The sequence below is a fragment of the Pseudomonas sp. Ma2-10 genome (assembly GCF_054330215.1).
The window spans coordinates 47,066-70,488 of record NZ_JBTEYL010000003.1 but is presented as its reverse complement, the minus strand read 5'-3'; the positions used below and the strand labels follow the sequence as shown (position 1 = coordinate 70,488).

27 protein-coding genes are annotated in these 23,423 nt (G+C 57.5%); 21 read left to right on the top strand and 6 right to left on the bottom strand.

Annotated features, from left to right (window positions below; translation table 11 throughout):
- The first annotated feature begins 103 nt into the window (after positions 1–103).
- On the top strand, positions 104–382 hold the full coding sequence (gene ftsB / locus ACXPVS_RS05420; RefSeq protein ID WP_149419688.1) for a cell division protein FtsB: 279 nt from the start codon (positions 104–106) through the stop codon (positions 380–382).
- Entirely contained in the window at positions 379–1,086 is a 708-nt protein-coding gene (gene ispD / locus ACXPVS_RS05415) for a 2-C-methyl-D-erythritol 4-phosphate cytidylyltransferase (protein ID WP_458509003.1), read from the top strand. The genes ftsB and ispD overlap by 4 nt, the downstream gene beginning before the upstream one ends.
- Here the strand turns inward: ispD and ACXPVS_RS05410 are convergent.
- Positions 1,083–1,979 carry a LysR substrate-binding domain-containing protein gene (locus ACXPVS_RS05410; protein ID WP_458509002.1) on the bottom strand — a complete coding sequence of 299 codons (897 nt, stop codon included), beginning with the start codon at positions 1,977–1,979 and terminating at the stop codon, positions 1,083–1,085. The genes ispD and ACXPVS_RS05410 overlap by 4 nt on opposite strands.
- 107 nt (positions 1,980–2,086) lie before the next feature.
- Here ACXPVS_RS05410 and ACXPVS_RS05405 point away from each other — a divergent pair, with 107 nt between their 5' ends.
- From ACXPVS_RS05405 to rpoS, 8 genes are all read left to right on the top strand, one after another.
- Positions 2,087–3,199, top strand: coding sequence for an S-(hydroxymethyl)glutathione dehydrogenase/class III alcohol dehydrogenase (locus ACXPVS_RS05405; RefSeq protein ID WP_458509001.1), 1,113 nt, complete (start codon positions 2,087–2,089; stop codon positions 3,197–3,199).
- 8 nt (positions 3,200–3,207) lie between these two features.
- Complete coding sequence (gene fghA / locus ACXPVS_RS05400; protein WP_458509000.1) at positions 3,208–4,053, top strand: S-formylglutathione hydrolase; 846 nt, start codon at positions 3,208–3,210, stop codon at positions 4,051–4,053.
- Positions 4,054–4,096: 43 nt separating this feature from the next.
- Complete coding sequence (gene ispF / locus ACXPVS_RS05395; protein ID WP_458508999.1) at positions 4,097–4,570, top strand: 2-C-methyl-D-erythritol 2,4-cyclodiphosphate synthase; 474 nt, start codon at positions 4,097–4,099, stop codon at positions 4,568–4,570.
- Positions 4,567–5,625 (top strand): tRNA pseudouridine(13) synthase TruD, encoded by a 1,059-nt coding sequence (gene truD / locus ACXPVS_RS05390; RefSeq protein ID WP_458508998.1) that lies wholly within the window; start codon positions 4,567–4,569, stop codon positions 5,623–5,625. Before ispF ends, truD begins: the two co-directional genes overlap by 4 nt.
- Positions 5,613–6,362 carry a 5'/3'-nucleotidase SurE gene (gene surE / locus ACXPVS_RS05385; protein ID WP_458508997.1) on the top strand — a complete coding sequence of 250 codons (750 nt, stop codon included), beginning with the start codon at positions 5,613–5,615 and terminating at the stop codon, positions 6,360–6,362. The genes truD and surE overlap by 13 nt, the downstream gene beginning before the upstream one ends.
- A 41-nt stretch (positions 6,363–6,403) precedes the next feature.
- Positions 6,404–7,039 carry a protein-L-isoaspartate(D-aspartate) O-methyltransferase gene (locus tag ACXPVS_RS05380; RefSeq protein ID WP_173860469.1) on the top strand — a complete coding sequence of 212 codons (636 nt, stop codon included), beginning with the start codon at positions 6,404–6,406 and terminating at the stop codon, positions 7,037–7,039.
- 211 nt (positions 7,040–7,250) lie between these two features.
- Positions 7,251–8,060, top strand: coding sequence for a peptidoglycan DD-metalloendopeptidase family protein (locus ACXPVS_RS05375; RefSeq protein ID WP_458508996.1), 810 nt, complete (start codon positions 7,251–7,253; stop codon positions 8,058–8,060).
- A gap of 106 nt (positions 8,061–8,166) precedes the next feature.
- The gene (gene rpoS, locus ACXPVS_RS05370; protein WP_458508995.1) at positions 8,167–9,174 is read left to right on the top strand and encodes an RNA polymerase sigma factor RpoS; all 1,008 of its coding nucleotides are present in this window, start codon (positions 8,167–8,169) and stop codon (positions 9,172–9,174) included.
- Between the two features lie 482 nt (positions 9,175–9,656).
- Here rpoS and fdxA read toward each other — a convergent pair whose 3' ends face one another.
- Together fdxA and mutS are read right to left on the bottom strand one after the other, a co-directional pair.
- Positions 9,657–9,980 carry a ferredoxin FdxA gene (gene fdxA / locus ACXPVS_RS05365; RefSeq protein ID WP_008154011.1) on the bottom strand — a complete coding sequence of 108 codons (324 nt, stop codon included), beginning with the start codon at positions 9,978–9,980 and terminating at the stop codon, positions 9,657–9,659.
- 142 nt (positions 9,981–10,122) lie between these two features.
- A complete protein-coding gene (gene mutS / locus ACXPVS_RS05360; RefSeq protein WP_458508994.1) occupies positions 10,123–12,702 on the bottom strand; it encodes a DNA mismatch repair protein MutS in 2,580 nt (859 codons plus the stop codon).
- A gap of 211 nt (positions 12,703–12,913) precedes the next feature.
- Here mutS and ACXPVS_RS05355 point away from each other — a divergent pair, with 211 nt between their 5' ends.
- The 6 genes from ACXPVS_RS05355 to recX all read left to right on the top strand — a co-directional run bounded on the left by ACXPVS_RS05355 (position 12,914) and on the right by recX (position 17,102).
- Positions 12,914–13,648, top strand: a complete 735-nt coding sequence (locus ACXPVS_RS05355; protein WP_458509296.1) for a LexA family transcriptional regulator — start codon at positions 12,914–12,916, stop codon at positions 13,646–13,648.
- A gap of 500 nt (positions 13,649–14,148) precedes the next feature.
- Positions 14,149–14,496 (top strand): phage holin family protein, encoded by a 348-nt coding sequence (locus ACXPVS_RS05350; protein WP_458508993.1) that lies wholly within the window; start codon positions 14,149–14,151, stop codon positions 14,494–14,496.
- Positions 14,497–14,724: 228 nt separating this feature from the next.
- Positions 14,725–14,862 (top strand): hypothetical protein, encoded by a 138-nt coding sequence (locus ACXPVS_RS05345; RefSeq protein ID WP_458508992.1) that lies wholly within the window; start codon positions 14,725–14,727, stop codon positions 14,860–14,862.
- Positions 14,863–14,989: 127 nt separating this feature from the next.
- Positions 14,990–15,490 (top strand): CinA family protein, encoded by a 501-nt coding sequence (locus tag ACXPVS_RS05340; protein ID WP_150654843.1) that lies wholly within the window; start codon positions 14,990–14,992, stop codon positions 15,488–15,490.
- An 83-nt stretch (positions 15,491–15,573) separates the two neighbouring features.
- A complete protein-coding gene (gene recA, locus ACXPVS_RS05335; protein ID WP_150709927.1) occupies positions 15,574–16,626 on the top strand; it encodes a recombinase RecA in 1,053 nt (350 codons plus the stop codon).
- Between the two features lie 8 nt (positions 16,627–16,634).
- A complete protein-coding gene (gene recX / locus ACXPVS_RS05330) occupies positions 16,635–17,102 on the top strand; it encodes a recombination regulator RecX (RefSeq protein ID WP_458508991.1) in 468 nt (155 codons plus the stop codon).
- Positions 17,103–17,139: 37 nt separating this feature from the next.
- Here recX and ACXPVS_RS05325 read toward each other — a convergent pair whose 3' ends face one another.
- A complete protein-coding gene (locus ACXPVS_RS05325) occupies positions 17,140–18,258 on the bottom strand; it encodes an LOG family protein (protein WP_458508990.1) in 1,119 nt (372 codons plus the stop codon).
- A gap of 366 nt (positions 18,259–18,624) precedes the next feature.
- Here ACXPVS_RS05325 and ACXPVS_RS05320 point away from each other — a divergent pair, with 366 nt between their 5' ends.
- Entirely contained in the window at positions 18,625–18,819 is a 195-nt protein-coding gene (locus tag ACXPVS_RS05320) for a hypothetical protein (RefSeq protein WP_458508989.1), read from the top strand.
- Here ACXPVS_RS05320 and ACXPVS_RS05315 read toward each other — a convergent pair whose 3' ends face one another.
- Entirely contained in the window at positions 18,820–19,245 is a 426-nt protein-coding gene (locus ACXPVS_RS05315; RefSeq protein ID WP_458508988.1) for a PA3611 family quorum-sensing-regulated virulence factor, read from the bottom strand.
- A gap of 189 nt (positions 19,246–19,434) precedes the next feature.
- On the opposite strand from ACXPVS_RS05315, the gene ACXPVS_RS05310 reads away from it, so the two are divergent.
- The 3 genes from ACXPVS_RS05310 (at position 19,435) to ACXPVS_RS05300 (ending at position 21,537) form a co-directional block, all read left to right on the top strand.
- Entirely contained in the window at positions 19,435–20,193 is a 759-nt protein-coding gene (locus ACXPVS_RS05310; RefSeq protein ID WP_458508987.1) for a tRNA-uridine aminocarboxypropyltransferase, read from the top strand.
- 254 nt (positions 20,194–20,447) lie between these two features.
- Positions 20,448–21,095, top strand: a complete 648-nt coding sequence (erdR, locus tag ACXPVS_RS05305) for a response regulator transcription factor ErdR (protein WP_458508986.1) — start codon at positions 20,448–20,450, stop codon at positions 21,093–21,095.
- A 79-nt stretch (positions 21,096–21,174) separates the two neighbouring features.
- A complete protein-coding gene (locus ACXPVS_RS05300; protein WP_007907286.1) occupies positions 21,175–21,537 on the top strand; it encodes a diacylglycerol kinase in 363 nt (120 codons plus the stop codon).
- Here the strand turns inward: ACXPVS_RS05300 and ACXPVS_RS05295 are convergent.
- Complete coding sequence (locus ACXPVS_RS05295; RefSeq protein ID WP_008153977.1) at positions 21,534–22,460, bottom strand: LysR family transcriptional regulator; 927 nt, start codon at positions 22,458–22,460, stop codon at positions 21,534–21,536. The genes ACXPVS_RS05300 and ACXPVS_RS05295 overlap by 4 nt on opposite strands.
- Before the next feature lie 149 nt (positions 22,461–22,609).
- Here ACXPVS_RS05295 and fpr point away from each other — a divergent pair, with 149 nt between their 5' ends.
- Positions 22,610–23,389, top strand: coding sequence for a ferredoxin-NADP reductase (gene fpr / locus ACXPVS_RS05290; RefSeq protein WP_003443014.1), 780 nt, complete (start codon positions 22,610–22,612; stop codon positions 23,387–23,389).
- Positions 23,390–23,423: the final 34 nt, after the last annotated feature.

Genomic DNA, 23,423 nt, shown 5'->3' with positions numbered 1-23,423 from the left:
CTGATGCCTTATAAGCACAAGCCTGGGTCTTCCAGGCTTCGTGCTATCAGACGCTTCAAAGTTTTGGCATGGCTGTCTTTTTTCACTGGATACCTGATATTCGATGCGCAGTCCCAATTGGTTGTTCCTCGTTTTGCTCCTGCTGCTGGCTGGCCTGCAATACCGCCTTTGGGTGGGTGATGGCAGTCTGGCGCAAGTCGCCGAACTGACTCAGCAGATCGCAGATCAACACGCGGAAAACGAGGGGTTGCTTGAGCGCAATCGGGTGATGGACGCTGAAGTCAGTGAATTGAAAAAGGGCATGGAGACCGTTGAAGAGCGAGCTCGTCATGAGTTGGGCATGGTCAAGGACGGTGAAACCCTTTACCAATTAGCTCAATGATCCAGTCGTTACCAGCCTTCTGGGCCGTAATTCCTGCCGCGGGCGTCGGTGCCCGTATGGCCGCGGATCGTCCCAAGCAATACCTGCCATTGGGCGGGCGCACTATTCTCGAACACAGCCTCGGCTGTTTCCTTGATCATCCTGCCCTGAAGGGGTTGGTGGTCAGTCTTGCGATTGATGATCCTTATTGGCCGAACCTGGCCTGCGCCGCCGATTCTCGTATTCAGCGGGTTGAAGGCGGTTCCGAGCGTTCCGGGTCGGTGCTCAATGCGTTGCTGCATTTGCATGCACAAGGCGCTGATGATGAGGATTGGGTACTGGTTCACGATGCCGCGCGGCCAAATCTGAGTCGTGATGATCTGGACACGCTGCTGAGTGAGCTCGCAGATGACCCGGTTGGCGGACTGCTGGCGGTTCCCTCGCGCGATACCCTCAAGCGGGTCGACAAGCACGGTCGTGTGGTCGAAACCGTCGATCGCAGCGTAATCTGGCAAGCCTATACCCCGCAGATGTTTCGCCTTGGTGCATTGCATCGGGCGCTGGCGGACAGTCTGGTGGCCGACGCGGTCATCACTGACGACGCTTCGGCGATGGAGTGGGCAGGCCTGGCGCCGCGGCTGATTGAAGGTCGATCTGACAACCTCAAGGTCACTCGCCCGGAAGACCTCGAATGGTTGCGCCAGCGTTGGGCTAACCGTCGCTAAGCGATGTACTCCGGCCGCTGCGCCAACCCTTCCTTCAAGTAATCCACCAACTTGCGCACCTTGGGTGACAGATGCCGTTGTTGTGGATAAAGGGCCCATACGGCAGTGTTCGGGGGTTGGTGGGCTTCCAGCAGTGAAATCAATTCGCCATTTTTCAGATGCTCCAGCACGTAGTAGTCCGGCAGCTGACACAAACCCACGCCCTGTAACGCGGCATCCAGCACTGCTTGCCCACTGTTGCAGCGCCAGTTTCCCTGTACCCGCTGCGAAAATTCCCGCCCGTTCTGTTCCAGTTGCCAGAGGTCCGAACTGCCGATTAGGCAGTTGTGGCGGCTCAACTCAGACAAGCTGTGCGGCCGACCGTACCGTTCCAGGTAGGACGGTGAAGCACACAGGTACATGCGTCTCGGCGCCAGGCGTGTCGCCACCAATCGTGAGTCTTGCAGACGGCCGAGGCGGATGGCCAGGTCCCGGCCTTCATGCACCAGGTCGAGTTGGCGGTTGCTCAGTTCAATGTCGATTCGAAGTTGCGGATAAAGGCCCATAAACCGCGTGACCAGCGGCACGATGAAGCGTTCGCCATAGGCCACGGCGCAGGTCATGCGCAGCATGCCTTTGGGCTCGCTGGTCAGGTCGCCGACCGCGCGCAAGGCTTCTTCGCGACCATCCTGTAAACGTTGACAATGCTGCAGAAAGGTTTGCCCTGCCTCGGTCAGGGTGACCCGGCGGGTGCTGCGGTAAAGCAGGCGGGTTTGCAGGCGCTCTTCGAGGCGTACGATTTGTCGACTGATGTGTGAGGAAGAAACCCCGAGGCGTTCCGCGGCAGCCGTGAACTGGCTGCACTCGGCCACGGCGACGAACTCGTCGATACCTTCCCAGCGGTTGTCGGACATCAAGGATTATCCCTGTATGGCAATAATGTTTTGCTTTTGTCCGGATTATTCACCGTCGGGCGATGTATTACACTCCTTGTCTCGTTTTTATTCACTGGAGAATTCCCATGATCAAGTCGCGCGCTGCCGTTGCCTTCGAGGCCAAGAAACCCCTCGAGATCGTTGAAGTTGATGTCGCCATGCCGAAGGCCGGTGAAGTTTTGCTGCGAGTGGTTGCCTCCGGTGTTTGTCATACCGATGCCTACACGCTGTCGGGTGCGGACCCGGAAGGCATCTTCCCCTCGATTCTCGGTCACGAAGGCGGCGCTGTGGTTGAAGCCATCGGCGAAGGCGTGACCTCGGTCGCCGTCGGCGATCATGTGATCCCGCTGTACACCCCGGAATGCCGTCAGTGCAAATTCTGCCTGTCTGGTAAAACCAACCTTTGCCAGGCCATTCGCGCCACCCAAGGCAAAGGCCTGATGCCGGATGGCACTTCGCGCTTTTCCTACAAGGGCCAGCCGATTTTCCATTACATGGGTACGTCGACCTTCTCCGAATACACCGTGCTGCCGGAAATTTCCGTCGCCAAGATCCCTAAAGAAGCACCGCTGGAAAAAGTCTGCTTGCTGGGCTGCGGTGTCACCACCGGTATCGGTGCGGTACTGAATACCGCCAAGGTAAAACCGGGTGACACCGTTGCCATCTTCGGCCTGGGCGGCATCGGTCTGTCGGCCGTGATCGGCGCGGCGAAAGCCAAGGCGGCGCGGATTATTGCCATCGACATCAACCCGGCCAAATTCGAGATCGCCAAGCAGTTGGGGGCAACCGATTGTGTGAACCCGAAAGATTTTGATCGTCCGATTCAGGAGGTCATCGTCGACATGACCGATGGCGGCGTCGACTTTTCCTTCGAATGCATCGGTAATGTCCAATTGATGCGTGCTGCACTTGAGTGCTGCCACAAGGGATGGGGCGAGTCGGTAATCATCGGCGTCGCCGGTGCTGGCCAGGAAATCACCACGCGTCCATTCCAGTTGGTGACCGGTCGCGTCTGGCGCGGTTCGGCGTTCGGCGGCGTGCGTGGTCGTACCGAGTTGCCAAGCTACGTGGAAATGGCCGAAACCGGCGAGATTCCGCTGGATACCTTCATCACCCACACCATGGGCCTGGAAGATATCAACAAGGCGTTTGACCTGATGCATGAAGGCAAAAGCATCCGTTCCGTCATCCATTTCTGAGGTTGGTCATGAGCCTGGAAAATATCTCCTGCCAGAAAAGCTTCGGCGGCTGGCACAAACGCTATCGGCATCGCTCCGATGTGCTCGGCTGCGACATGGTGTTTGCCGTGTACCTGCCGCCGCAAGCGGAGCAGGGCGGCAAATTGCCGGTGCTGTACTGGTTGTCCGGCCTGACCTGCACCGACGAAAACTTCATGCAAAAGGCCGGCGCCATGCGCATGGCTGCCGAACTGGGGTTGATCATCGTTGCCCCGGACACCAGTCCTCGCGGTCCTGATGTGCCGGGTGATCCGGATGGCGCCTGGGACTTCGGTCTCGGCGCCGGGTTCTATCTGAATGCCATGCAGGAACCCTGGTCCCGGCATTATCGGATGCATGACTATGTTGTGCAGGAATTGCCCGCATTGGTCGAAGCCCATTTCCCGGCCTCGGACAAGCGCGGCGTCAGCGGTCATTCCATGGGCGGCCACGGCGCGCTGGTCTGCGCGTTGCGTAACCCGGGACGCTATCAGTCGGTGTCGGCGTTCTCACCGATCAACAATCCGATGGACTGCCCTTGGGGGCAGAAAGCTTTTTCCCGCTACTTGGGGGAAGACCGATCGAAATGGCGCGAGTGGGATGCCTGCGTCCTGATTGCCGAAGCGAACGAGAAGTTGCCGTTGCTGGTCGATCAAGGTGATCGCGACGATTTCCTCGCTACCCAGCTTAAGCCTGAAGCCCTGCAACAGGCCGCCAAACTGGCCGGTCATCCGCTGACGTTGCGCCTGCAACCTGGTTACGACCACAGCTATTTCTTCATCGCCAGCTTCATTGATGACCACTTGCAGCATCACGCACGCGCCCTAGGCGCCTAATGCAGGTAGAATCACGCCCTGACAAAAATCGGGGCGTTTTTTTATGCGTATTGGCCACGGCTATGATGTGCACCGTTTCGCTGACGGCGATTTCATTACTTTGGGCGGTGTGCGCATTGCACACGGCTTCGGGCTGCTCGCTCACTCCGACGGTGACGTCCTGCTGCACGCCTTGAGCGATGCCTTGCTCGGCGCCGCTGCGCTGGGTGATATCGGCAAGCACTTCCCGGACACCGACCCGACATTCAAGAACGCCGACAGCCGATTGCTGTTGCGTCATGTCGTCGCACTGATCCATGCCAAGGGCTGGAAAGTCGGCAACGTCGATAACACCATCGTCGCCCAGGCGCCGAAAATGGCCCCGCATATCGAATCGATGCGCGCGCTGATTGCCGCGGATCTTCAAGTTGAGTTGGATCAAGTGAACGTGAAAGCTACCACCACCGAAAAGCTCGGCTTTGTCGGTCGCGAAGAAGGCATTGCCGTGCACGCCATTGCCTTGTTGCTGCGCGCATGAATGAACTGCAATTGCTCGGCCCGCGGGCCTATGGCCAAGCCCTTGGCACTGCAGTACTTAAAGCCACGGCGGAAGACTTTCAGGTCGATGAAGTCCTCAATATCCCCCTCAGTGGCGATGGCGAACACTTGTGGATCTGGGTCGAAAAGCGCGGCCTGAATACTGAAGAAGCAGCACGGCGGATCGCAAAGGCGGCAGGCGTGTCGTTGCGCACAGTCAGTTACGCGGGCCTCAAGGATCGTCAGGCACTGACTCGCCAGTGGTTCAGCGTGCAACTGCCGGGCAAGGCTGATCCTGATCTGTCGGCGGCGGAAAACGATACGCTGAAGATCCTCAAGACCGGCCGACACAAACGCAAGCTGCAGCGCGGTGCTCACTCGGCCAACGGTTTCACGTTGCGGCTGACGCAATTCGCTGGCGACAACGCGGCGATTGACGAACGTTTGCAACTGATCGCCAAGCAAGGTATTCCCAATTATTTCGGTGCCCAGCGTTTTGGGTTTGACGGCGGTAACGTGGTCGATGCCCGTGCATGGGCTGCTCGCAAAGCCTTGCCGGAGCAGCGTAACGTGCGTTCGCGTCTGCTCTCTACGGCGCGTAGTTTTCTGTTTAATCAGGTGTTGGCGGCCCGCGTCGCCGATGGCAGTTGGCAGCGTGCTCAGGTCGGCGATTTGCTGGCCTTCACCGACAGTCGCAGCTTCTTTCCGGCAGGTGAAGCCGAGTGCAGCGACCCGCGTCTGGCGATTCTCGATTTGCACCCGACCGGTCCGCAGTGGGGCGAAGGTGACTCGCCGGCCACTGGCGCTGTCCATGAGCTGGAGCAGGCAATTGCCACTCGCGAAGCGGACTTGCGTGATTGGTTGATTAACGCCGGTATGAGCCACGAACGTCGCATCCTGCGGCTGCCCATTGGTGGGTTGACGTGGCATTATCCCGAGCCTGACATTCTGCAACTGGAATTCGTCCTCCCGGCCGGATGCTTCGCCACCGTATTGGTGCGCGAGCTCGTTGATCTGGTGCCGGTGGGGCAGACGGACAGCCTATGCGTATTCTGATTTCTAACGACGATGGGGTAACCGCGCCCGGTCTCGCCGCGCTTTATGCTGCGCTGGCGGATTACACCGAATGCGTGGTTATCGCCCCGGACCAAGACAAAAGCGGCGCCAGCAGCTCGCTGACGCTCGACCGTCCGTTACACCCGCAAACCCTGGCCAACGGCTTTATCAGCCTCAATGGCACACCGACCGATTGCGTGCATCTGGGCCTCAATGGCTTGCTGGAGCGCGAACCGGACATGGTGGTTTCAGGCATCAACCTGGGCGCCAACCTGGGTGACGACGTGTTGTATTCCGGCACCGTGGCGGCGGCCCTTGAGGGCCGTTTCCTGACGCGTCCTTCGTTTGCTTTTTCGTTGGTCTCACGGCAAGTGGAGAACCTTCCCACAGCCGCGTACTTTGCGCGCAAACTGGTAGAGGCTCACGCGGACCTTGAACTGCCGCCGCGTACGGTACTGAACGTGAACATTCCCAATTTGCCGCTGGACCACATCCGCGGTATTCAACTGACCCGTCTCGGACATCGCTCACGTGCTGCTGCGCCGATGAAAGTGGTCGATCCGCGCGGTAAATCCGGTTACTGGATTGCGGCAGCGGGCGATGCCGAAGACGGCGGCCCGGGCACCGATTTTCATGCGGTGATGCAAGGCTATGTTTCAATCACGCCACTGCAACTGGATCGCACTTTTAATGATGCCTTCAGACGTCTCGATGGCTGGCTGGAGGGGCTGAACTAATGGCTCGTGAACAAGACGATATTCTGCGCCGTGGCATCGGGATGACCTCACAACGGACCCGTGAGCGCCTTATTCAGCGCCTGTATGAAGAGGGGATTTCCAACGCCAAGGTGCTGGAAGTCATTCGCCGTACACCGCGTCACCTGTTCGTCGACGAAGCGCTGGCTCATCGTGCCTACGAAGACACGGCGCTGCCGATCGGCAATAACCAGACCATCTCACAACCTTATATGGTGGCTCGCATGAGCGAGCTGCTGCTGGAGGCCGGTCCTCTCGACAAGGTGATGGAAATCGGCACCGGCTCGGGCTATCAGACGGCGGTATTGTCGCAACTGGTCGAACGGGTATTTTCTGTCGAGCGCATCAAGGTTCTGCAGGACCGGGCCAAGGAACGCCTGGTAGAACTGAACCTGCGCAACGTGGTGTTCCGCTGGGGTGATGGTTGGGAAGGCTGGCCGGCGCTGGCGCCTTACAACGGTATTATCGTGACGGCGGTGGCGACCGATGTGCCTCAGGCGCTGCTTGATCAATTGGCGCCGGGAGGACGGCTGGTGATCCCGGTCGGATCGGGTGAGGTTCAACAATTGATGCTGATCATCCGGGAAGAACAGGGCTTTTCCAGGCGTGTTCTGGGGGCTGTACGCTTCGTCCCGTTACTCAATGGGCCACTTGCCTGAGCATTTGTTTCAGGGCGCTGAATTCTCTTCGATTGCTCCTGTCTTACAGCGGCATCGATCAGTTAAACGGGATTCATCGTCAGGCAGCAAACGTGTGCGCGAAGCCATTTCGCTTCATTAAAGGTAAAGCCTGCACGGCCCGTTATACTTGCGACATTTCATGCCGGAACACGGCAATCCATATTTTCAGCCACCACAAAGGGAGCGGCGGGTGAGTCTCACAGTCATTGCGCAGCGAATGGGTAAAACGAGCTTTCAGCGCCTAGTGACTGGCCTCGTCTTGAGCACCTTGCTGGTAGGTTGCTCCAGCAACAAGTCGAGTGATGTACGCGTGGTCGATCGCAACCGTCCGGCAGTGACCACGGGTCAATACGTCGTCCGACCTAAAGACACCTTGTTCTCCATTGCCTTTCGCTATGGCTGGGACTACAAAGCCCTCGCGGCTCGCAACAACATTCCTACGCCTTATACGATCTATCCGGGTCAGACGATTCGCTTTGACGGTCGTACCGGTTCAACGCCTTCTTCGTCGCTGAAAACCACGGTTATCCGGCGCCAGGCGAATGGCGCAACCACGAGCACAGCAGCGGTTGTACCGTCCGTCGCCAGCAAGCCGACCCCTGCTCCGACCCCTCCCGCCGGTCCGACCCCGACCGGCTGGGGATGGCCATCTAATGGCATTCTCATTGGAAAATTCTCTTCAAACGGCAGTTTGAATAAAGGAATTGATATCGCTGGGGATTTGGGACAGCCTGTTTTAGCTGCGTCTGATGGGACGGTTGTATACGCCGGGAGTGGCTTAAGGGGCTACGGCGAATTAGTCATCATCAAACACAGCGATACCTACGTCAGTGCCTACGGACATAACCGCAGGCTGTTGGTTCGGGAGGGGCAGCAGGTCAAGGTCGGACAGACAATTGCCGAAATGGGGTCAACGGGTACAGACCGGGTGAAGCTGCATTTTGAGATTCGCCGACAAGGTAAACCTGTAGATCCGCTGCAATTCCTGCCACGTCGTTGATCGCTTTCCAGCCTGTTCCGTCGCGTAGAGGGAACAGGTTCCAGCGTTGCCAAGGATAAAGGCGCCGCTTGAGCCTGAGGTCGAACTCACCAAAAGGACTATAACAATGGCTCTCAGTAAAGAAGTGCCGGAGTTTGACATCGACGATGAGGTTCTCCTGATGGAGACCGGCATCGGTACGGATTCGATGTCGAATGATGAAGGGGCTGCTCCACCTTCCGTTCGTGCCAAATCCAAACACTCCGCCTCGTTAAAGCAACACAAGTACATTGACTACACGCGTGCGCTCGATGCCACGCAGCTGTACCTCAATGAGATTGGCTTTTCTCCTCTGCTATCCCCCGAAGAAGAAGTACATTTTGCGCGCTTGTCGCAAAGTGGAGATCCGGCCGGGCGCAAACGCATGATTGAAAGTAACTTGCGGCTGGTGGTGAAAATCGCTCGGCGTTATGTCAATCGTGGTCTGTCGCTGCTTGACCTGATCGAAGAGGGCAACCTCGGTCTTATCCGGGCGGTAGAGAAGTTCGACCCCGAACGCGGCTTCCGCTTTTCGACTTACGCGACCTGGTGGATTCGTCAGACCATCGAACGCGCGATCATGAATCAGACCCGGACCATCCGGTTGCCGATTCATGTGGTCAAAGAGCTCAACGTGTACCTGCGGGCTGCACGAGAGCTGACGCAAAAACTCGATCACGAACCCTCACCCGAAGAAATTGCCAACCTGCTGGAAAAACCAGTGGGCGAAGTCAAACGCATGCTCGGCCTGAACGAGCGGGTTTCTTCGGTCGACGTCTCGCTGGGTCCGGATTCGGATAAAACCCTGCTGGACACACTTACCGATGACCGTCCAACCGATCCATGTGAGCTGTTGCAGGATGACGACCTGTCCCAGAGCATTGATCAATGGCTCTCGGAGTTGACCGACAAGCAACGTGAAGTGGTGATACGTCGCTTCGGCCTGCGCGGTCATGAGAGCAGCACGCTTGAAGATGTAGGCCAGGAGATTGGCCTGACCCGGGAGCGGGTCAGACAGATTCAGGTTGAAGGCCTGAAGCGTCTTCGGGAGATTCTCGAGAGGAATGGCCTGTCCAGCGAGTCGCTGTTTCAATAAAAAATTTGCTGGCTGGCATTGAGAAGCCCCGACTGGTTCGGGGTTTTTTATTACCTCAAGGACAGGTTGGAAGTTCCCTCATCATCACCGCTGGTTTGTAGTCTCTCGCTGTAAGTGTTTGCTTACTCTTTCGTAAGTGTTCGGTAATTTCATGGGTGGCAGCTGTACATATTCCTACGTGATAGATGATTAACTAACTGATTTATATGGTTATTTTTTAATATTAATAGCTTGTGACAGTCAGTTTCAGCTAATGGAGGTGATTGCTCTTGGTAGGGAAATCTCTAGTATCTGAACGGTGTCGACGGACAGACACACCCTTCAAGGATGAGGGGAAAGGACATCGCAGGAAGCGATTCATCAGGACGATGAAAAGGAACGCAGGGAATAGGGAAGAAATGTGGGCGGGTCAAACCGCCCCTTTTTTTGCCTGCAGAAAAGCAAAAAGGCCCACAAGGGGCCTTTTCGAGAACGCGGGGTAATCAGCGTTCGAGATCTTTGATCTTGCCTTTGACGCCATCCCACTCTTCGGCGTCGGGCAACGATTCTTTCTTCTCGGTGATGTTGGGCCAGATTTCCGCCAGCTCAACGTTCAGCTGAATAAATTGCTGCATGTCTTCCGGGACTTCATCTTCGGAGAAGATGGCCACGGCAGGGCATTCTGGTTCGCACAGTGCGCAGTCGATGCACTCATCCGGGTGAATCACCAGGAAGTTCGGGCCTTCGTAAAAGCAGTCCACCGGACAGACTTCTACGCAGTCGGTGTACTTGCACTTGATGCAGTTGTCGGTGACGACGAAGGTCATTTCTAATTTTCTCCTCAGGCGGCGGCAGCGGAGCCCCTTCACGTTGGGGTCGCCAGGTTTGGGAGCGATAGTCTGCTGGTCAGGCTATAAGCCAGCAGCATCCCAAACCGCGCGAGATTCTAACAGCTTGCAGGCAAGTGCGTTAGATCCGTGTCTTTAGTGTATAGAGCATTTCGAGTGCCTGACGCGGTGTCATGTCGTTCAAATCCAGTTTGGCTAGATCATCCAGCACCGGATGCGGCAGGCTGGCGAACATGTCGCTCTGCTGCGGCGCGGCCGGTTTGCCTTTGGCAGTCTTGGGGATTTCATGAGGCAGGGCGGTCGCTTCCAGCCGGCCCAGGTGTTCCCGGGCGCGCACGATCACTTCGCTCGGCACACCGGCCAACTGTGCAACTGCAAGGCCATAGCTCTGGCTGGCAGGCCCTGGTAGCACGTGGTGCAGGAACACGATGCGTTCGTTGTGCTCGGTGGCATTAAGGTGCACGTTGGCCACCAGCGGTTGCGCCTCCGGTAGCACCGTCAGCTCGAAGTAGTGGGTAGCGAACAGCGTATAAGCCCGCAGATGCGCCAGGCGTTCGGCCGCAGCCCACGCCAGGGACAAGCCGTCGAAGGTGCTGGTGCCGCGACCGACTTCGTCCATCAGCACCAGGCTGCGCTCGGTGGCGTTGTGCAGAATGTTCGCGGTTTCGCTCATTTCGACCATGAAGGTCGAACGCCCGCCGGCCAGGTCATCGCTGGAGCCGATCCGGGTAAAGATCCGGTCCACTAGCGACAACTCGCAACTGGCTGCCGGGACGAAGCTGCCGATGTGTGCCAGCAGCACGATCAGAGCGGTCTGGCGCATGTAGGTGGATTTACCGCCCATATTCGGACCGGTGATCACCAGCATGCGGGTGTTGTCGTCGAGGCTCAGGTCGTTGGCCACGAACGGCGTGGTCAGCACTTGCTCGACCACCGGGTGACGACCCTGGCTGATGCGCATGCACGGCTCACTGACGAAGCGCGGGCAGTTCAGATCAAGGTTCAGCGCGCGTTCGGCAAGGTTGCTCAGTACGTCCAGCTCAGCCAGTGCCGCGGCGGTATCCTGCAGCGGTGGTAGCTGGGCGATCAAATCTTCGAGCAGTGCTTCGTAGAGCATCTTCTCGCGTGCCAGGGCGCGGCTCTTCGCCGACAGGGCCTTGTCTTCGAACGCCTTCAGTTCCGGCGTAATGAAGCGCTCGGCACCTTTCAACGTCTGGCGTCGGATATAGTCTGCCGGCGCCGACTCAGCCTGCTTGCTTGGCAACTCAATGAAGTAGCCATGAACGCGGTTGTAACCGACTTTCAGGTGCGACAGACCGGTACGGGCCTTCTCACGTGCTTCGAGGTCGATCAGGAACTGCCCGGCGTTTTCGCTGAGCGATTGCAAATCGTCCAGCTCGGCGTCGTAACCGGTTTTCAACACGCCGCCGTCACGGATGACTGCTGGTGGGTTGTCGATGATGGCTTTTTCCAGCAGGGCCGCCAGTTCCGGGTAGGTACTGGTGGTCTTTGCCAGCTGAATAATGTGCGCAGCTTCCAGTTCGGTCATCGCAACCTGTAACTCGGGCAATGCACCCAGCGCATCGCGCAGGCGAGCCAGGTCACGAGGACGGGCATTGCGCAGGCCGATCCGCGCCAGGATCCGCTCGATATCGCCGATTTCCTTGAGTTGCGGTTGCAGTTTCTCGAAGCGGTAACCGTCGAGCAGGCAGGTAATCGAGGTCTGGCGCGCCAGCAATACGATCAGATCCCGCAGCGGACGGTTCAGCCAGCGGGTCAGCAGTCGGCTGCCCATGGCGGTCTGGCAGCGGTCGACCACCGATTGCAACGTGTTGTCGCGACCGCCAGCCAGGTTGGTGTCCAGTTCCAGGTTGCGACGGCTCGCGCCGTCCAGCACCACCGTGTCATCCAGGCGTTCATGACGCAGGCTGCGCAAATGGGGGAGGGCGGTGCGCTGGGTTTCCTTGGCGTAGCTGAGCAGGCAACCGGCGGCGCCAATGGCCAAGGTCAGGTTCTCGCAGCCGAAACCTTTCAGGTCCTGGGTGGAAAACTGCTGGCAAAGACTTTTCAGCGCCGAATCACGTTCGAAATCCCACGGCGCGCGGCGACGAACCCCACGACGTTTTTCCGCCGGCAGATCTTTCGGCCAATCGTCCGGAATCATCAGCTCCACCGGATTGACGCGCTCCAGTTCTGCCAGCAGGTTTTCCCAGCCCTTGATCTCCAATACGGTGAAGTTGCCGCTGGTGATATCCAGCACCGCCAGGCCGAACAGACGCTCGTCACCCAGCACCGCTGCGATCAGGTTGTCCCGACGTTCATCCAGCAGCGCTTCGTCACTGACCGTACCCGGTGTGATGATCCGCACCACCTGACGATCCACCGGCCCTTTGCTGGTAGCCGGGTCGCCGACCTGCTCACAGATCACCACCGACTCGCCGAGCTTGACCAGTTTCGCCAGGTAACCTTCCGCGGCATGGTAAGGAATCCCACACATCGGAATTGCCTGGCCCGCCGACTGCCCGCGGGCAGTCAGGGTGATGTCCAGCAATTTGGCGGCCTTCTTCGCGTCTTCATAGAAGATTTCGTAGAAGTCACCCATGCGGTAGAACATCAGTTGGTCTGGGTGCTGGTTTTTCAGGCGCCAGTACTGTTGCATCATCGGCGTGTGGCTGGACAGATCAGAGAGCGCTTTATTCATCGGATAATCAGGCAAATTCGTTGAAAGGTGTAAGGCAAAGGAGGGGCATCGGCCCGACTTTTCCGCGATGGGCGCAAGGTTAACATGGGCGGTTCACCCGGCGCAGGCATGAAAGCCCAGCGATGCATTTCTTCTGTCCATACACGGCATATGCGTGATGTATGCAATTCAGCATTTGTCTTCCGCGAAAAGAACAAGCACTATGCGCTTTATGCAAAAACGCAATGTTTCTACCGTACTAAGAGCGCTGCTCGATCAACACGGGATCTCCCCCACGGAGCTTCACCGTCGCACCGGCGTGCCTCAATCCACTCTCTCGCGGATCCTCAGCGGGAAGATCGTCGATCCCTCGGATAGACACATCTCGAAGATCGCCGAGTACTTCGCCGTGAGCACCGACCAGTTGCGGGGCCGGGCGGATGTCGCGCCGGCAGCCAGCACCGGACGCGATCAATTGCATTCGGAACTCAAGGACATAAGTCTGTGGGATGACGATACGCCCGTCGATGATGACGAGGTATCAGTTCCCTTTCTTCGCGAGGTTGAATTGGCTGCCGGATCAGGAAGGTTCGTCATCGAAGAGAGCGAGCGCTCTAGTCTGCGCTTTGGCAAGCGGAGCCTGCGCCACAACGGCGTTCAGTTCGACCAGGCCAAATGCGTGACGGTGCGCGGCAACAGTATGTTGCCAGTACTGCGCGACGGCGCCACCGTAGGCGTTAATGCCGGCAAGTGCGGAATCGGCGATATCGTCGATGGCGATCTTTATGCCATCAACCATAACGGCCAACTGCGGGTGAAACAGCTTTATCGCCTGCCTACCGGCATACGCCTGCGCAGCTTCAATCGCGATGAACATCCGGACGAGGACTACACCTTCCAGGAAATTCAGGAAGAACAGATTATTATCCTCGGTCACGTTTTCTGGTGGGGCATGTACGCCCGTTAACCTCAACGTTGTCAGATAAAACCTGCGATCAAGCAGGTTTTTTTTCGTCTGTCGAAAAGCCGCCACCGGCTTTGCCTTTAGGGTGTTCATGCATTAGCACATAAATAAATGCATTTGCGCATTGACTGTGTATGCGTAAATGCATACTCTTTGTCTCAAGCAGCTCAAAAACAGCTCAAAAGGAAGCTCTTCAGTTCCACCACAAAGGCAGCGCTGAACCGGCCTCTACGGTTCAGAGGGTTGGCGACTGAACCGGGTGTGCAGCGTAAAGCACCGCAAGCAGTTATCCGGCGGGCAGGGACCTCGGTCGGAAAAACAATTTGAATCGATTCGTACCGCATCAGTTGCGCCGAAAGATCAACGCGAAGGATCGCACGGCTGAAAAGTCCGGTTAGCACCGGATTTTTTGGAATGCCTACCTATCGTCAGGCACATCAAGAGACACCGTTTGAAGACACACACACACACATCACTCAGCAATCACCCCCAGGAGGCGTGACATGACAAACGATCAACAAACGTTGCTGGACATGCCGATCTGGCTCGTCCTCGTCCTCGCCCTGGTGGGCGGGGTGTCCGGCGAAATGTGGCGCGCCGACAAGGAGGGCGCCCGCGGCTGGTCATTGCTGCGGCGCCTGGCTTTGCGATCCGGGGCCTGCATGGTCTGCGGGGTCTCGGCAATCATGCTGCTGTATGCCGCCGGCGTATCGATCTGGACGGCTTGCGCGTTCGGTTGCCTTACCGCGATGGCCGGGGCGGACGTCGCGATCGGCCTTTATGAGCGCTGGGCGGCCAAGCGGATTGGCGTTTGCGATGTACCCCCGCGAGATACTCGCGAGGATCACTGAACAAAAAGACCAATGGAATGGCGAGCAGCGGTGCCGACCGGCATCCGACCCGCAAGGACGCGGGTTTCCCAAGGCCAGTACCTTTCATTCAAACCCGCAAACAAGTGGGTTTTTTATTGGTGCGCTGAAGATATTTATCCCATTCTGCTGGACATGCCCCCTTTGTCAGCCCAGGAAGCCGCGAACACGGAGCGCTGCTGGCGTGATGCGCAACTCGCAGGTGGTGTTATGCCAGTCTTCGATTTGATGCCGATGTCTTACTGCGTCATTGGCGTTGTTGTGTTTCTGGCTGTGTTGGTCGGTGCCTCGACGGCCCTGGAACAGTGGCTGTCAGCCAGTGAACAAACCCATTACCGACGCCGGTGATCGCCTTGCAGGCCTGTCAGGCTTATATCAGAGCCCTCGCTCGCTAACATTTTGATCAATCCTGCGCCTTGCAAGCGTTATCCGCTCGTGTACGGTGGTTCTCATTCCGCTTGCTCAGGAGATGACCGTGAAAGAAATCACCCAACTGGCCGCTGAACTGGGCAGGCGCTTGCAGGTTCTCAATGCTCACGTCACCGCCGCAGAATCCTGCACTGGCGGCGGGATCAGCGAGGCGATCACCCGGATTCCGGGGAGTTCGGCATGGTTCGAGGCCGGTTATGTCACCTACTCCAATCGCCAGAAAACCGAGCAGTTGAATGTCCCGGTCGAGTTGTTTGCGACGGTGGGGGCGGTCAGTCGCGAGGTGGTCGAGGCCATGGTCCGCGGCGCGCAGGAGAAAAGCCGGGCGCAATTTGCTGTGGCGGTCAGTGGTGTGGCGGGACCGGATGGCGGTTCTCCGAGCAAGCCGGTGGGCACCGTGTGGTTGGCCTGGGGCGTAGGTGAGCAGGTGTTTAGTGAGGTGCAGTACTTTCCCGGCAACCGTGACGAGGTCCGCCGACAAACGGTGAAGGCCGCGCTAGAGGGGCTGCTACGTCATGCCGCTGGAGAAATCTCAAATCAGGGGTAGGCGATCCTGAAACGCTGTGGAATAATACTGTCTACTTATACAGGTGTTGGCCGTCAGGCCTTATTGATTACGTGAGGACTTTAATGGACGACAACAAGAAGAAAGCCTTGGCTGCGGCCCTGGGTCAGATCGAACGTCAATTCGGCAAGGGTGCCGTAATGCGTATGGGCGATCAGGACCGTCAGGCGATCCCGGCTATCTCCACTGGCTCTCTGGGTCTGGACATCGCGCTCGGCATTGGCGGTCTGCCAAAAGGCCGTATCGTTGAAATCTACGGTCCTGAATCCTCCGGTAAAACCACGCTGACACTGTCGGTGATCGCCCAGGCTCAAAAAGCCGGCGCGACCTGTGCATTCGTCGATGCTGAACACGCCCTCGACCCTGAATACGCCGGCAAACTGGGCGTCAACGTTGACGACCTGCTGGTTTCGCAGCCGGACACCGGCGAGCAAGCCCTGGAAATCACCGACATGCTGGTGCGTTCCAACGCCGTTGACGTAATCATCGTCGACTCCGTGGCGGCACTGGTTCCAAAGGCGGAAATCGAAGGCGAAATGGGTGACATGCACGTGGGCCTGCAAGCCCGTCTGATGTCCCAGGCGCTGCGTAAAATCACCGGTAACATCAAGAACGCCAACTGCCTGGTTATCTTCATCAACCAGATCCGTATGAAAATCGGTGTGATGTTCGGCAGCCCGGAAACCACCACTGGTGGTAACGCGCTGAAGTTCTACGCTTCGGTTCGTCTGGACATCCGCCGTACTGGCGCAGTGAAAGAAGGTGACGAGGTTGTCGGTAGCGAAACCCGCGTGAAGGTTGTGAAGAACAAGGTGGCTTCGCCGTTCCGTCAGGCCGAGTTCCAGATTCTTTACGGCAAAGGCATCTACCTCAATGGCGAGATGATCGACCTGGGCGTGCTGCACGGTTTTGTTGAGAAGTCCGGCGCCTGGTATGCCTATGAAGGTACCAAGATCGGTCAGGGCAAGGCCAACTCGGCCAAGTTCCTGGCGGACAACCCGGAAATCGCCAAGAAACTCGAGAAGCAGCTGCGCGACAAGTTGCTGACTCCCGCGCCGGACGTTAAAGCATCGCCAGTCAAAGAGACTGCTGATGACCTGGCTGACGCTGATATTTGATTGATCCGATGACCGCCGTACTCGATACACTCGTCGCGGTGCGGCGAACCGCAATGGACCTGCTCGCGCGACGCGAGCACGGTCGAGTCGAGTTGACGCGTAAACTGCGTCAACGCGGCGCCCTCCCTGAAATGATCGACGCGGCACTCGACCGTTTGACGGAAGAAGGTCTGCTGTCCGAATCCCGTTATCTCGAAAGCTTTGTTTCCTACCGTTCCCGTTCCGGTTATGGCCCTTTGCGTATTCGCGAAGAGTTGAGTCAGCGCGGCCTGCAACGTACAGACATCGAACTTGCTTTGCGCGAGAGCGGTATCAACTGGCAGGAACAACTGGAAGACACCTGGCGGCGAAAATTTTCCGGGCATTTGCCGATAGACGCCCGGGAGCGTGCCAAACAAGGCAGGTTCCTCAGTTATCGCGGATATTCCATGGAAATGATCAGCCGCTTGTTCAGCGGCCGAGGGATGGATGACTGACTGAAACGGCCCGCTATTTAGATAGCGGGCCGTTTTTTTACATAACCTTGGACGATTCCCGCGTGCGTTGATGCGCCTGGGGATTGGACTGCGCCCAGTTTTCCGGCAAGTTGATGAAGTCCACCAGTTCCCGCAGGCGTCCATGATCACGGGCGTTGAAGGTGAAGGCGAGTCGTGCCAGGTGGCTAAACTGCAGTTCGTCGTGTTCCTCTCCGCTGTAGGCGTGTTGATGGAAGTGATCGCTCAGGCACAGGTCGGCAAATGCCTCCTGCATGTGTTCGAGCGCCTGCTCGCTGAGCTTGTGATTCATGCGGATCACGAATTGATGCTTGAGCCAGCGGCTGGAGTGGAAGTTGCTGTAGAACTGGTTGATCTGCTCCACCGCCTCTTCCGCGCTGTAGACCAGGCTGACGAGCTTCATGTCGGTCGGCAGAATGTAACTATTTCCCTCCAGTTGCTGGTGGATGAAGTCCAGCGCACCTTGCCAGAACTTGCTGCCGGGAGCGTCCAGCAATATCACGGGCACCAGCGGGCTTTTGCCAGTCTGGATCAGTGTCAGCACTTCCAGTGCTTCATCCAGGGTGCCGAAACCGCCAGGGCACAAGACCAACGCATCGGCTTCCTTGACGAAGAACAGTTTGCGGGTAAAGAAGAAGTGGAAGGGCAGCAGGTTGGTAGTGCCGTTCACGGTGGGATTGGCATGTTGCTCAAAGGGCAGGGTGATGTTGAATCCCAGGCTGTGTGCCAGGCCAGCACCTTCGTGGGCCGCAGCCATAATGCCGCCACCGGCACCGGTGATGACCATTAGATCTGAGCGCGCCAGCGCGGCGCCAAGTTCTCGGGCCAGACCATACAGCGGATGTTCTATTGGTGTTCGGGCCGAGCCAAAAACGGTGACCTTGCGGCGCCCCTTGAATTGTTCCAGAACACGGAAAGCGTGCTCCAGTTCACGCAGGGCTTGAAGGGTGATCTTGGCATTCCAGCGGTTGTGATCTTCCTGGGCCATACGCAGCACGGTCAGGATCATGTCGCGATAGATCGGGATGTTTGGGCTGTTGGGTGAAACCAGGTTGAGTTGCTCTTCGACCTTGCTGATGAGGTCGTGGCCGCTTTCTTCAAAATGACGGCTCAGGAGGTCATTTGGTTGGTAAGGCATCAACTTCTCCTTCCATACAGACTCTGTTTTTCCCTTGGATGAAGGAAACATTCGCACAACTAGACGCGTATTGGGCAGCCCCTTTCCTGCCTTGAAAAGTAAACGTGCACACTATGAATCTAGACCGTCGCAGCGATTTTCGCTGACTTGATCATTGCGCCGCAAAGTCTTTCCTGGCAACCGCTTATTGGCGATTTGCAAGGTGCTTTCACCGCTCGTCTGAACGCAAGGCGAGTGTCCGACAGTCTGATTTACTCAATAACAGGCACGACACGACAACTTTGCGTCAAAGGCAGGACGCACGTTATAAGCGGTTCAAGGATTTTATCGCTCAAGCAAGGGCGAAGTGCAGGGAGGCGGGATGTTATGACCAGAGTCATTCTGGAGATCGATACGCAACTGTATCGATTGCTGAAATCATCAGCCGAGACCCATCATTTGAGTCTCGAAGAAGAGTGCTGCCGGCGTCTGGAGGGGGCCGACCGACGTTCCCGTTATTTGCAGGCGTTGTTGGCAGAACTGCGCGCCGAGGATGAACAGCGGCGCGCCACTTCCCGATGATTACTTCTTTTTGGCCGGAGCCGCTTTCGGGCAGTCCGATTCCTGATAGCTGGCGGAGCCGACTGAGCGGTTGGTCTTCACCTCAGTGAAGTCGTAACGCATGACTGCGCCCTTGGTCATCAGTTTGCGAAACGATGGGTTGTTGCATACAGAGGCGCCAAGCTGGAAATACACGGCTTTCGGGTCGGCACGCATCTTGTTGGCGTGGCTGCTTTGTACGCTTAGATGGTTGATCAGCGTGTTGCCTTCGACGGTGTAGCCCTGATCAAGAATGTCTTCGTTGATCGCCCGTGGAGTACCAACACTGCTTTGTGTGGCGACGTTTCGCAGCTCTCTGTTGAGATTCTGCTGACTCAACGAAGCAGCCTGAGCGCTGAAGGACGACGCCAGCAAAATGGCCGCGGTGGAAACGATAAGGCGCAGCATGAAACTCTCCTGGTTCAGTGACTGGTGGTTCGACCCGTCACATGACTGTGCGTTCAGTGGCGGCAAATTATAGGGGACGAGGCCTGGACGGTACAGGCTTGCGCCGGCTGCTCTGATAAACTGCCGCCACTTTCTGCCCTGCCGAGTGTTTTTCGTGTCGATTTTCTTCCCCTGCCGGCGTTGCCTGCGATGAGCCCCGCAACCCCACGCTTTGCTGCAAACGCAGTAGCCCGCTTGCGCGATGAGCGAGAGGAAGAGGGCATCAAGCCGATTCAGGCCCGAGGCTGGAGGGCGCCGCGTTGCCGAGCCTGCCGCGTGATCGAGAGCCACTGCCTGTGCGCCTGGCGCCCGCAGGTCGAGGCCCGTTCTGGCGTGTGCCTGATTATGACCAACAAGGAAGTGTTCAAACCGAGCAACACCGGCTGGCTGATCGCCGATGTGGTGCACGACAACCATGCATTCATCTGGTCGCGTACGGAGGTTGATGAGCAATTGCTGGCGCTGCTGGCCGACCCGCAATGGCAGCCCTATCTGGTGTTTCCGGGTGAGTACGTCGAACCTGAGCGTGTCACAAACAGCGTCGATGCCGTTAGTTCCAAGCGTCCGCTGTTCATTCTGCTGGATGCCACCTGGACAGAAGCCCGGAAGATTTTCCGCAAAAGCCCCTACTTTGACCGGCTTCCGATCCTGAGCCTGTTGCCCGAGAAATTGTCGCGGTATCGGTTGCGCCGATCGACCCGCAGCGAGCATTTATGCACCGCCGAAGTGGCGGCGTTGTGTCTCGATCTGGCAGGTGATACCGAGGCTGCGTCGGCACTGGACGCTTATTTCGACGTGTTCAGCCAACATTACCTTGATGCCAAACATCAGCTTGAAATGAATGTTTCAACACCGGCACACGCTGAGCTGGTGCCTTTTGTGTCAATCGGCGCCGCTGTCACGCGTTGATTGTCGCCCATACTGCAAAGAACTGTACCGGCCATGCACCTTGACCACCCCGACTTCGCTGGGCATGCTTGGCGCCGATTAGGGCGCGGCCAAAGTTTGATACGCCGTATTCTTTACGTGACTGAGTTACGTGAAGAGCCACGTGATTGGCGTTGAACGTGCCCTGTTGGTGCAGCTCCGTGGCTGTACCTCGAGTTGTTTTGGCGAGGCCTGAATGCATCGGGCGTCCCACGAAAAACAGGATCATTTAAAAAATGGCCACATACGAAATCCTGATTGCCGATGACCACCCTCTTTTTCGTAGTGCCCTGCATCAAGCGTTGACCCTGGGCCTGGGCCCGGATGTCCGTCTGGTGGAAGTGGCAAGCATTGCCGAGCTGGAAACCCGTCTGGACGAGAAGTCCGACTGGGATCTGGTGTTGCTGGATTTGAACATGCCGGGGGCCTACGGTTTTTCAGGGCTGGTGCTGTTGCGCGGTCAGTATCCGCAGATTCCGGTGGTCATGGTGTCGGCCCAGGAAGAAGCCTCGATCATGGTCAAATCTCGTGAATTCGGCGCCAGCGGCTTCATTCCCAAGTCCAGTGATCTGAGCGTCATCCAGAAAGCCGTACGCGCGGTGCTCGATGGTGATGTGTTCTGGCCGCCCCAGGCGTTCGAGGCGGTCAGCGTTTCCGCCGAAGCCAAGGCCGCCAGTGAAGGCCTTGCGAGCCTGACGCCTCAGCAGTTTCGTGTTCTGACCATGGTCTGTGAAGGCTTGTTGAATAAGCAGATTGCCTATGAACTCAGCGTTTCCGAAGCGACGATCAAGGCCCACGTGACGGCGATTTTTCGCAAGCTGAATGTGCGGACTCGGACCCAAGCGGCGCTGCTTCTGCAACAACTTGAGTCAATTTCGAGCTAATCAGACGCGGCGCGTTCACGCTTTTTTGACTTTGCTTAATCTAGCTTTCCCACTTCCTTTTTGGTCAGTTGCCTACTTTATGTCACCTTTCAAAGGCCAGACCGGCCTCAAACGCATCCTCAACGCCTCCGGTTATTCGCTGGACGGTCTACGCGCAGCCTTCACTGGCGAAGCCGCTTTTCGGCAACTGGTGTTGCTCAACGCCATATTGATTCCGCTGTCGTTCTTCCTGAACGTCAGTCGCGTCGAGCAGGCGTTGCTGATTGCAGTCTGCCTGTTGGCGTTGATAGTCGAGTTGCTCAATTCGGCAGTGGAAGCGGCCATCGACCGTATTTCCCTTGAATTGCACCCATTGTCCAAAAACGCCAAGGACATGGGCAGTGCTGCTCAGTTCGTAGCCTTGAGCATGATCGCGCTGGTCTGGGCGGTCATCCTGCTTTAAGCGATGGTAGGCAGAACGATCTCGTCGCTGCGCTGAACCCCCGCGGTGAAAGCGCGGCACAGGTCAAGGAATTCACGCATCGCCGACGTCTGATATTTCTGCTTGTGCCAGATGAAATAGAACTGCCGCGCCAGATCCAGATCCGGCGTCTCCACGGGTACCAGGCTGCCGCGGCGGAATGCATCGCGCAGTGCCAGGCGAGAAATACAGCCAATTCCCAATCCGGACTCCACCGCACGCTTGATCGCTTCGGTGTGTTCCAGTTCCAGTCGGATATTCAGCGAGCTGCGATGGTGGCGCATGGCCTGGTCAAAGGTCAGTCGCGTGCCGGAGCCCTGTTCCCGCAGAATCCAGGCCTCGTGGGTCAGCTCTTCCATGGTCGCCGTGCCGCGCTTGGCCAGTGGATGCTGGGGGGCGCAAAACACCACCAGTTCATCCTCGACCCAGCTTTGCACTTCGATGTCCGGATGGCTGCAGTCACCTTCGATTAGACCCAGATCAATTTCATAGTGGGCGACCTGCTGCACAATGTTGGCCGTGTTCTGCACGTGCAGCTTCACCTGGCTTTCCGGATGGCGTTGCATGAAGCTGCCGATCAGCAAGGTGGCCAGGTAATTGCCGATGGTCAGGGTCGCGCCGACCGCCAGAGAGCCGAATCCCGACTTGCCATTGAGCAAGTCTTCGATTTCTTTGGACTGGTCGAGCAGCGCCACCGCTTGCGGCAGTAGCTGTTTGCCGAGGGCGTTGAGGCTCAGCCGTTTGCCGGCGCGGTCGAACAGCTGACAGCTGGACTGACGCTCTAGCTCGGTGATCGAGGTGCTCGCCGCCGATTGCGAGAGGTTGAGCAGACCCGCAGCACGGGATACGCTTTCCTGCTGGGCGACGGCGACGAATACTTGAAGTTGACGGAGAGTAAATCGCATATCTATATAACCGATAACCCTTATCTTAATAATCCAGTTAACAGATATTGTGGCTGCCATTAGAATGCGATGCAATTGCGCACAGCAGCTCATTTTTCGCAGAGCAGGCGCAGAGCATGCGCAGATAAAATCCCAGGAGTCCCACGTACATGAGCAACATGAACCACGAGCGTGTCCTCAGTGTTCATCACTGGAACGACACTCTGTTCAGCTTCAAGTGCACCCGCGATCCGGGCTTGCGCTTCGAGAACGGTCAGTTCGTGATGATCGGCCTGCAACAGCCCAACGGCCGGCCGCTCATGCGCGCTTACTCGATTGCCAGCCCTAACTGGGAAGAGCATCTCGAGTTCTTCAGCATCAAGGTGCCTGATGGTCCGCTGACGTCCCAGTTGCAGCATCTGAAGGAAGGCGACGAGATCATCATCAGCAAAAAGCCTACTGGCACGCTGGTGCTGGATGACTTGAAGCCTGGCAAACATTTGTACCTGCTCAGCACCGGTACCGGTCTGGCGCCGTTCATGAGCGTCATCCAGGACCCGGAAACCTATGAGCGTTTCGAAAAAGTGATCCTGTGCCACGGCGTACGTTACGTCAACGAAGTCGCTTACCGCGAGTTCATCACCGAGCACTTGCCGCAGAACGAGTTCTTCGGCGAGGCCCTGCGTGACAAGTTGATCTACTACCCGACCGTGACCCGCGAGCCGTTCGAGAACGAAGGTCGCCTGACCGACCTGATGCGCAGCGGCAAACTGTTCAGCGACATCGGTCTGCCACCGATCAACCCGCAAGACGACCGCGCCATGCTATGTGGCAGCCCGAGCATGCTCGACGAAACCAGCGAAGTGTTGAACAGCTTCGGCCTGAAAGTTTCGCCGAGGATGCGCGAGCCGGGTGACTACCTGATTGAGCGTGCGTTCGTCGAGAAGTAACAAACGCGTAGCAAAAAAGCCCGCATGACCTGAG

Coding starts and splice junctions, on each gene's coding strand:
- ACXPVS_RS05345 (WP_458508992.1), top strand. CDS start 14,725: ATGCCAGTCTTCGATTTGATGCCGATGTCTTACTGCGTCATTGGCGTT.
- fpr (WP_003443014.1), top strand. CDS start 22,610: ATGAGCAACATGAACCACGAGCGTGTCCTCAGTGTTCATCACTGGAAC.
- ACXPVS_RS05410 (WP_458509002.1), bottom strand. CDS start 1,979: ATGTCCGACAACCGCTGGGAAGGTATCGACGAGTTCGTCGCCGTGGCC.
- ACXPVS_RS05295 (WP_008153977.1), bottom strand. CDS start 22,460: ATGCGATTTACTCTCCGTCAACTTCAAGTATTCGTCGCCGTCGCCCAG.
- fghA (WP_458509000.1), top strand. CDS start 3,208: ATGAGCCTGGAAAATATCTCCTGCCAGAAAAGCTTCGGCGGCTGGCAC.
- erdR (WP_458508986.1), top strand. CDS start 20,448: ATGGCCACATACGAAATCCTGATTGCCGATGACCACCCTCTTTTTCGT.
- ACXPVS_RS05320 (WP_458508989.1), top strand. CDS start 18,625: ATGACCAGAGTCATTCTGGAGATCGATACGCAACTGTATCGATTGCTG.
- surE (WP_458508997.1), top strand. CDS start 5,613: ATGCGTATTCTGATTTCTAACGACGATGGGGTAACCGCGCCCGGTCTC.
- ACXPVS_RS05380 (WP_173860469.1), top strand. CDS start 6,404: ATGACCTCACAACGGACCCGTGAGCGCCTTATTCAGCGCCTGTATGAA.
- ACXPVS_RS05310 (WP_458508987.1), top strand. CDS start 19,435: ATGAGCCCCGCAACCCCACGCTTTGCTGCAAACGCAGTAGCCCGCTTG.
- ACXPVS_RS05325 (WP_458508990.1), bottom strand. CDS start 18,258: ATGCCTTACCAACCAAATGACCTCCTGAGCCGTCATTTTGAAGAAAGC.
- mutS (WP_458508994.1), bottom strand. CDS start 12,702: ATGAATAAAGCGCTCTCTGATCTGTCCAGCCACACGCCGATGATGCAA.
- rpoS (WP_458508995.1), top strand. CDS start 8,167: ATGGCTCTCAGTAAAGAAGTGCCGGAGTTTGACATCGACGATGAGGTT.
- ACXPVS_RS05355 (WP_458509296.1), top strand. CDS start 12,914: ATGCAAAAACGCAATGTTTCTACCGTACTAAGAGCGCTGCTCGATCAA.
- ispD (WP_458509003.1), top strand. CDS start 379: ATGATCCAGTCGTTACCAGCCTTCTGGGCCGTAATTCCTGCCGCGGGC.
- recX (WP_458508991.1), top strand. CDS start 16,635: ATGACCGCCGTACTCGATACACTCGTCGCGGTGCGGCGAACCGCAATG.
- ftsB (WP_149419688.1), top strand. CDS start 104: ATGCGCAGTCCCAATTGGTTGTTCCTCGTTTTGCTCCTGCTGCTGGCT.
- recA (WP_150709927.1), top strand. CDS start 15,574: ATGGACGACAACAAGAAGAAAGCCTTGGCTGCGGCCCTGGGTCAGATC.
- ispF (WP_458508999.1), top strand. CDS start 4,097: ATGCGTATTGGCCACGGCTATGATGTGCACCGTTTCGCTGACGGCGAT.
- truD (WP_458508998.1), top strand. CDS start 4,567: ATGAATGAACTGCAATTGCTCGGCCCGCGGGCCTATGGCCAAGCCCTT.
- fdxA (WP_008154011.1), bottom strand. CDS start 9,980: ATGACCTTCGTCGTCACCGACAACTGCATCAAGTGCAAGTACACCGAC.
- ACXPVS_RS05350 (WP_458508993.1), top strand. CDS start 14,149: ATGACAAACGATCAACAAACGTTGCTGGACATGCCGATCTGGCTCGTC.
- ACXPVS_RS05315 (WP_458508988.1), bottom strand. CDS start 19,245: ATGCTGCGCCTTATCGTTTCCACCGCGGCCATTTTGCTGGCGTCGTCC.
- ACXPVS_RS05300 (WP_007907286.1), top strand. CDS start 21,175: ATGTCACCTTTCAAAGGCCAGACCGGCCTCAAACGCATCCTCAACGCC.
- ACXPVS_RS05405 (WP_458509001.1), top strand. CDS start 2,087: ATGATCAAGTCGCGCGCTGCCGTTGCCTTCGAGGCCAAGAAACCCCTC.